The 8020-nt window shown below is 70.2% G+C and carries 5 protein-coding genes and 1 pseudogene; 1 reads left to right on the top strand and 5 read right to left on the bottom strand.

Translation table 11 applies throughout. The features are described from left to right. A pseudogene (locus tag ACFXA3_RS08965) lies at positions 1-563 on the bottom strand (hypothetical protein); the annotation flags it as partial. Positions 564-799: 236 nt separating this feature from the next. On the opposite strand from ACFXA3_RS08965, the gene ACFXA3_RS08960 reads away from it, so the two are divergent. Further along, positions 800-1864, top strand: a complete 1065-nt coding sequence (locus ACFXA3_RS08960) for an LCP family protein (protein ID WP_385183997.1) — start codon at positions 800-802, stop codon at positions 1862-1864. A gap of 87 nt (positions 1865-1951) precedes the next feature. Here ACFXA3_RS08960 and ACFXA3_RS08955 read toward each other — a convergent pair whose 3' ends face one another. From ACFXA3_RS08955 to ACFXA3_RS08940, 4 genes are all read right to left on the bottom strand, one after another. After that, a complete protein-coding gene (locus tag ACFXA3_RS08955; RefSeq protein WP_385183994.1) occupies positions 1952-3448 on the bottom strand; it encodes an amino acid permease in 1497 nt (498 codons plus the stop codon). A 132-nt stretch (positions 3449-3580) separates the two neighbouring features. Next, entirely contained in the window at positions 3581-5497 is a 1917-nt protein-coding gene (dxs, locus tag ACFXA3_RS08950; protein ID WP_385183991.1) for a 1-deoxy-D-xylulose-5-phosphate synthase, read from the bottom strand. Between the two features lie 253 nt (positions 5498-5750). Continuing rightward, on the bottom strand, positions 5751-7010 hold the full coding sequence (locus tag ACFXA3_RS08945) for a sugar ABC transporter permease (protein ID WP_385184016.1): 1260 nt from the start codon (positions 7008-7010) through the stop codon (positions 5751-5753). Between the two features lie 44 nt (positions 7011-7054). Continuing rightward, complete coding sequence (locus ACFXA3_RS08940) at positions 7055-7843, bottom strand: ATP-binding cassette domain-containing protein (RefSeq protein WP_054225816.1); 789 nt, start codon at positions 7841-7843, stop codon at positions 7055-7057. Between the last annotated feature and the right edge of the window lie 177 nt (positions 7844-8020).

The raw sequence follows: 8020 nt of genomic DNA, 5'->3' as shown, positions 1-8020 counted from the left end.
CCGCGGGCGCGCGCGCGCGCCCCGGGGCGCGCCCCGGCCGGTCCGAGGACGAGCATCTCCAGCTGGCCGCCTGCGGGCATCAGCGGGGTCACCCCGCTCTCGTACGGCTCCGGGGCCACCTGCTTCCAGCCGCCCCACACGCCCTCGGCGTTGCGGCTGCGGCGCAGGACGCCGCCGAGGCGCATCGAGACGAGGACGTGCGTGGAGCCGGAGCGCTGGTTGACGGCGATGCGCGGCGGGCCGGCCGGCCGGTCGTCGGCGGGGCCGCCGCGCAGCCCGGGGGTGCCCAGGGCGTGCCAGTCGGTCATGGCGCGGCCCGTCTGGAACTGGGTGGAGACGATGATTTCCGGCCGCCCGGAGCCGTCCTGGGCGGCCCGGAGCGCGACGAAGTGCACGTACCCCTCGCGGCTCTGCGCCATCGAGACGGTACCCATCCAGCCCGGGACCTCGAAGACGTCGGGGCCGGTCCAGCCGGTGCGCGGCGCCGCCGCCTCGGTCCAGCGCAGCAGGCCGTGCGGGGTACAGGCGTAGGCCGTCAGCCGGCCGTCGCTCCCCCGGAACAACCAGTTTCCGGCCGGCGGCGAGGAGCGGCGGGAACCCGGTCCGCCCGCGGGCGCCGGTTGCGCCCCGCGGGCGGAAGAGGCGGTACGGGCACCGCCTTTGCCTCGGATCACGCCGCTGTCCACCCATCTGCCGAGAATGTCCTGCTCAAGCGGCGGAGCTCTTCACCGAAAAGAACCAGCCACTCGAAAGTGTGTCTTATGATGCACCCCATCGATAATAGAAGGGCTCTGCCTCCATGACCGACCGGCCCTCGGCCACTCCTCCCACGCGGCGCAGACCGCGGCGCGGCGGCAGGCGACGCGCCCTGCGGATCGTGCTCCTGACGGTGGCCGTGCTCATCCTCGCGGCCGGTGGCGCGGGCTGGTGGGCCTACAGCCACCTCAACGGCAACATCGACAGCGTCGACCTCGACCAGGCACTCGGCGACAACCGCCCGAAGAAGGTCGTCGCGGGCGCGCAGAACGTCCTCGTCCTCGGCTCCGACTCGCGCGCCGGGGCCAATGCGGACCTCGACCACGGCGATGTGAGCGGCGCCCGCTCGGACACCGCCATGCTGGTGCACATACCCGAGGGCCGGTCCAAGGCCACCGCGGTGAGCATCCCCCGCGACACCCTGATCAGCCGGCCCGAGTGCAAGGGCACCGACGGCGAGACCGTCAAGGCCACGAACCGGGTCATGTTCAACTCGGTGTACTCGCTCGCCGGCCCGGCCTGCGTGGTCAAGACCGTGGAGCAGATGTCCGGGATCCGCGTGGACCACTTCGTCGAGGTCGACTTCGCCGGGTTCAAGGGCCTGGTGGACGCGCTCGGCGGGGTCACCGTCACCCTGGACAAGCCGATGAGCGGTGCCAAGGGCGGGCTCAAGCTCGACGCCGGCACGCACCGGCTCAACGGCACCGACTCGCTCAAGTTCGTCCGTACCCGCTACGGCTACGGGGACGGCAGCGACCTCGGCCGCATAGGCCTCCAGCAGCAGTTCATGATGGCGATGCTGTCGGAGATCAAGAAGCAGGACGCCCTCGGCAACCCGGCGCGCCTGTACAAGCTCGCCGACGCCGGTACGAAGTCGCTCACCACCGACTCCGACCTCGCCTCCCTCACCTCCCTGGCCGACTTCGCCCAGAGCATGAAGGGCGTGGACCCGGACACCATGGAGACGATCATGCTTCCGGTGGCCTACGACAAGGTGGACCCGAACCGCGTGATCGTCGCGGAGCCGCAGGCCGGCATGTTGTGGGAAGCCCTGCGCACGGACCAGAAGATCCCGGCGGAGGCGAAGAAGTCCCCCGCCAAGGGCTGACGCGACACCGCACGCACGAGCGGCCGTACGGGGAGGTGCTCCCCGTACGGCCGCTTTCGTGGTCGGGGTCGGACCGCGGGAGCGGTCCTAGTACTCCGCCTCCTGGCCGGACCTGCCCAGACGGCTGTGGCTGCGGCCGTACAGGAAGTACACGAAGAAGCCGATGACCATCCAGATGGCGAACCGGGCCCAGGTCTCGGCCGGCAGGTTGAGCATCAGCCAGAGCGAGGCCGCGATCGACAGGATCGGGACCACCGGCACCCACGGGGTGCGGAAGGACCGGTGCAGGTCGGGGCGCGTCTTGCGCAGGACGATCACGCCGAGGGCGACCACCACGAAGGCGAACAGGGTGCCGATGTTCACCAGTTCCGCGAGCTTCTCCAGGCTGGTGAAGCCCGCAACGACCGCGATGATCCCGCCGAGCAGGATGGTCGCGCGGTACGGGGTGCGGTACTTCGGGTGGGTGACGGAGAAGACGCGCGGCAGCAGTCCGTCGCGGCTCATCGCGAAGAACACGCGGGTCTGGCCGAGCAGCAGGATCATGCAGACGGTGATCAGCCCGACGGCGGCCCCGAGACTGATGGCACCGGAGAAGAACGGCTGGTTCACCGATTTGAAGGCCTCGGCGAGCGGGGCCGTGGGCGACATCTCGGTGTACTTCTGCATGCCGGTGACCACCAGCGTCACGGCGACGTAGAGCACGGTGCAGATGATCAGCGAGCCGATGATGCCGCGCGGCATGTCCCGCTGGGGGTTCTTGGTCTCCTCGGCCGCGGTGGCCACGACGTCGAAGCCGATGAAGGCGAAGAACACGAGCGAGGCGGCCGTGAAGATGCCCATCACACCGAAGTTGGTGGGCTCGTAGCCGAACACCAGCTGCACCAGCGGCGCCTTCCAGCCGCTGCCCGTTTCCTGTGGCTGGGCCGGCGGGATGAACGGCTTGTAGTTGTCCGCCTTGATGAAGAACAGGCCCGCGATGATGACCAGCAGCACCACGAACACCTTGATGGCGACGACGATCGCGGTGATCCGGGCCGACAGCTTCGTGCCCACGACCAGGATCGCGGTCAGCACCAGGACCAGCAGGAAGGCCAGCAGGTCGAAGGTGCCGCCCTCGTCCGGCCCGGACAACCCGGCTGGCAGGTTCCAGCCGAGGTTCGTGCGCATGAGGTGGCGCACGTACCCGGACCAGCCGACCGCGACGACGGCGGTGCCGAGCGCGAACTCGAGCACCAGGTCCCAGCCGATGATCCAGGCGGGCAGCTCGCCGATCGAGGCGTACGAGAACGTGTACGCCGATCCGGCCACCGGGACGGTGGACGCGAACTCGGCGTAGCACAGCGCCGCGAGGGCGCAGACGATGCCCGCCGCGACGAAGGCGAGGGCGGTGGCGGGCCCGGCATTGTTGCGGGCGGCGATGCCCGTCAGGACGAAAATGCCGGTGCCGATGATGACACCCACACCGAAGACCGTCAGGTCCCAGGCGGAGAGCGACTTGCGGAGCGCGTGTTCCGGCTCCTCCGTGTCGCGGATGGACTGCTCCACCGTCTTGGTGCGGAAGGGACTGTTCAGATCCTTGCTCACCGACGCACCTCCGGCGGGTGACGACGCACGCGAACGGGCCGGGAGGCCCACCCATTCCAGGGTGATCTCCCGGCCCGTGACGTGCAACCGCGCGGTGGTCCGTGGCCGGGCGTCCCGGCCGGCCGCCGTCGGCTAGTCGACGGCGGCGGCCGTCTCGCTGTCGAAGCGCCCGTCCAGCTTGGCGACGAGGCCGGTGACCTGCCGGGCGATGTCCGGCGCGGTCAGACCGATCTCGGCCATGATCTCCTTGCGCAGGGCGTGGTCGAGGAAGCGCTGCGGAATGCCGAAGTCGCGCAGTGGTACGTCGACGCCCGCGTCGCGCAGTGCCTGCGAGACGGCGGCGCCCACACCGCCGGTGCGGCCGTTGTCCTCGACGGTGACGACCACGCGGTGCCGGTCCGCGAGCGGGGCCAGGGCCTCGTCCACGGGCTTGACCCAGCGGGGGTCGACCACGGTCGTGGAGATGCCCTGCTTGTCGAGCAGGTCGGCGATCTCCAGGCACATCGGGGCGAGCGCGCCGACCGAGACGAGCAGTACGTCCGGACGGGTGACTTCGGGGGCCGGGGTGCGCAGGACGTCCATGCCGCCGATCCGGCCGACGGCCGGGACGGCCGGGCCGACGACGCCCTTGGAGAAGCGCACGACGGTCGGGGCGTCCTTGACCACCACGGCCTCGCGCAGCTGGGCGCGCAGCTGCTCGGCGTCGCGCGGGGCGGCCAGCCGCAGGCCCGGGACGACCTGGAGGATGGACATGTCCCACATGCCGTTGTGGGAGGCGCCGTCGGTGCCGGTGATACCGGCGCGGTCCAGGACGAAGGTGACCCCGCACTTGTGCAGGGCGACGTCCATCAGGACCTGGTCGAAGGCGCGGTTGAGGAAGGTGGCGTACACCGCGAAGACCGGGTGGACCCCGCCGGTGGCCAGGCCCGCCGCCGAGGTGGCGCCGTGCTGCTCGGCGATGCCCACGTCGAAGATCCGGTCCGGGAAGGCCTCGGCGAACTTGTTGAGGCCGACCGGGTGGAGCATGGCGGCGGTGATGCCGACGATGTCCCCGCGCTCGTGTCCGAGCTTGACCATCTCGTCGGCGAAGACGGAGGTCCAGCTGGCGGCATCGGTACTGACCGGCAGGCCGGTGTCCGGGTGGATCACGCCGACCGCGTGGAAGCGGTCCGCCTCGTGCTCCAGGGCCGGGGTGTAGCCGCGGCCCTTCTGGGTGAGGCAGTGCACGATGACCGGGCCGCTGAAGCGCTTGGCGCGCTGCAGGGCGGACTCCAGGGCCTCGATGTCGTGGCCGTCGATGGGCCCGATGTACTTCAGGCCCAGGTCCTCGAACATGCCCTGCGGGGCGATGAAGTCCTTGAGGCCCTTCTTGGCGCCGTGCAGGGTCTCGAAGAGCGGCTTGCCGACGACCGGGGTGCGCTCCAGGATCTCCTTGCCGCGGGCCAGGAAGCGCTCGTAGCCGTCCGTCGTGCGCAGGGTGGCCAGGTGGTTGGCGAGGCCGCCGATGGTGGGGCCGTACGAGCGCTCGTTGTCGTTGACGACGATGACCAGCGGGCGGTCCTTGGCGGCGGCGATGTTGTTCAGCGCCTCCCAGGCCATACCGCCGGTCAGGGCGCCGTCGCCGATGACGGCGGCGACGTGGTGGTCGTCCCGGCCGAGCACCTCGTTGGCCTTGGCGAGGCCGTCGGCCCAGCCCAGCACGGTGGAGGCGTGCGAGTTCTCGATCACGTCGTGGTCGGACTCGGCGCGCGAGGGGTAGCCGGAGAGACCGCCCTTGGAGCGCAGGTTGCCGAAGTCCTGGCGGCCCGTGAGCAGCTTGTGGACGTAGGCCTGGTGGCCGGTGTCGAAGAGGACCTTGTCCTTGGGCGAGTCGAAGACCCGGTGCAGGGCGATCGTCAGTTCGACCACCCCGAGGTTGGGGCCGAGGTGCCCGCCGGTCTTGGAGACGGCGTCGACGAGGAAGGACCTGATCTCGGCGGCGAGCTGGTCGAGCTCCTCCTGGCTGAGCCGGTCCAGATCGCGCGGTCCCTTGATGCGGGTCAGCAGCACCCGTGCCTCCTTGCAGTTGCTTGCTGGTCTGTCGAGTCTAATGTTCCGTCGGCGACCGCGGTCATCGGGCTGCCGCAGGCGGGTCACGGCTTTGTCATACCTGCATACATCCCTGTGCACATCACCCCGATGTCACACACCACATTCGGGCGTATACCCACACAGGTGTACGTACGGACGCACGCACGCGTGCCCGGTGCCACACGGGGTGGCACCGGGCACTGTGACCGGTCTTACCGCGGCGGGCGCGGTGTCAGGCGCGTCCGGCCGTCTTCTGGGTCTTGCGGGTGACCGAGTCGATCACCACGGTGGCCAGCAGCACCGCACCGGTGATCATGTACTGGATCGGCGTGGCGATGCCCTGCAGGGCCAGACCGTACTGGATCGAGGTGATGACCATGACGCCGAGGAGGGCGTTCCAGGTCCGGCCCCGGCCGCCGAAGAGGCTGGTGCCGCCGATCACGGCCGCCGCGATCACGTTCATCAGCAGGTCGCCGCCGCCGGCGCTCTGGTTGGCCGCAGCGATCTTGGAGGCCCAGAACAGGCCGCCGATGGCCGCGAAGGTGCCGGAGATCGTGAACACCGCGATGCGGATCCCGACGACGCTGATGCCCGCGCGGCGGGAGGCCTCGACGCTGCCGCCGAGGGCGAAGACGTTCCGGCCGAACGTGGTGCGGCGCAGCAGGAAGTCCGTGCCGGCCAGCACCACCACGAAGAGCACGACCGCCAGCGGCAGGCCCTTGTACTGGTTGAACACCGCGGCGGGACCGAAGGTGAAGACCGCCAGCAGACCCGTGCGCAGGGCGATCTCGCTCATCGGGCGGGACGGGACGCCCGCGGCCTCGCGGCGGCGGTTGTCGAAGAAGCTCGCCAGGAAGTACCCGATCACCGCGACCGCGGCGAGGCCGTAGCCGGCCGCCACGTCCGTGAAGAAGTACGTGGTGAGCTGGCCCACCACACCGTCGGAGTCGATGTTGATCGTGCCGTTGCTGCCCAGGATCTGCAGCATGGCGCCGGACCAGAACAGCAGGCCCGACAGGGTGACCGCGAAGGCCGGCGCACCGATCTTGGCGAAGAAGAAGCCGTGGATTGCGCCGATCAGGGCACCGCCCGCGACGGCGGCCAGGATCGCCACCCACTCGTTGACGCCGTGGGTGACGGCCAGGACGGCGAAGAGGGCACCCGCGACACCGCTGACCGAGCCGACCGAGAGGTCGATCTCGCCGAGCAGCAGCACGAAGATGATGCCCACGGCCATCATGCCGGTGGCGACCATGGTGATCGCGATGTTGGTGAGGTTCTCCGGGGACAGGAAGTTCGCGTTCAGTCCCTGGAAGATGCCGCAGATGATGATCAGGCCGATGACGACCGGGAGGGAGCCCAGGTCGCCGGCCTTCATCTTGCGGCCGAACTCGCTCAGGTAGCCGGCCAGACCCTGCTCGCGGACGAGCAGCCGGGGGTCCACCGCGGGAATGGCGTCGGCCGGGGCCGCCGGGTTGGCCAGCTGGGCCACCTCTTCCGCCGAGGTGTGGTGTGCCGAGGTGTGGTGTTCGGTGCTCACTTGCGAGCCTCCCCGGTGCGGGCCGCCCGGCGCGTCACGGCGTTGTCCGTGGCTCCCGTGATGGCGGAGATGATCTCTTCCTGCGACGTGTCCTTGACGCTGAAGACGCCGTTGTTGCGGCCCAGCCGCAGCACCGCCACCTTGTCGGCGACGGCCTTCACATCGGCCATGTTGTGGCTGATGAGGATGACGGCGTGGCCGCGCTCGCGCAGCCGCTCCACCAGGTCGAGGACCTGTGCGGTCTGCTCGACGCCGAGGGCGGCGGTGGGCTCGTCGAGGATGACGAGCTTGGGCTCGCCGAGCATCGAACGGGCGATCGCCACGGTCTGGCGCTGTCCGCCGGAGAGCGAGGCGATGGGGATACGGACGCTGGGGATCCGGATCGACAGGGTGGTCAGGAGCTCGCGGGCGCGGCGCTCCATCTCCACCTCGTCGAGGACACCGCGGCGCTTGAGCTCGCGACCCAGGAAGAGGTTGCCGACGACGTCGATGTTGTCGCACAGCGCGAGGTCCTGGTAGACCGTCGCGATGCCCAGGTTCTGGGCGTCGTGGGGCTTGCTGATCGAGACCGGCTTGCCCTCCCACTCGATGACACCGTCATCGATGGGGTGGACGCCGGCGATCGTCTTGACGAGCGTGGACTTGCCGGCGCCGTTGTCGCCGACCAGGGCGACCACCTCGCCGGAGTGGATCTCGAGCTCTACGTCGGTGAGCGCCTGGACGGCACCGAATCGCTTCGAGACCCCGCGCAACGCCAGCACGGGCGCAGCGGACACATGAACCATCTCCTTCGCCGCCTGACCGGCGGGGATGTCGTGCAGTAAGTGCAGGAGCGGGGTGGGTGGGGAATCGTTTATTGCCCGCGCCCCCCGGGGGGGGGGGGAGTTTGGTGGGGGGGGCGGGGCGGGGCGGGGGGGAGGGGGGGGCCGGTGGCGCGGGGGGGGGGCGCCCGCCCGCGCGGC

The sequence above is a fragment of the Streptomyces sp. NPDC059456 genome (genome assembly GCF_042750055.1).
Classification (GTDB): Bacteria; Actinomycetota; Actinomycetes; order Streptomycetales; family Streptomycetaceae; genus Streptomyces.
This window is presented reverse-complemented; position numbering and strand designations above follow the sequence as displayed.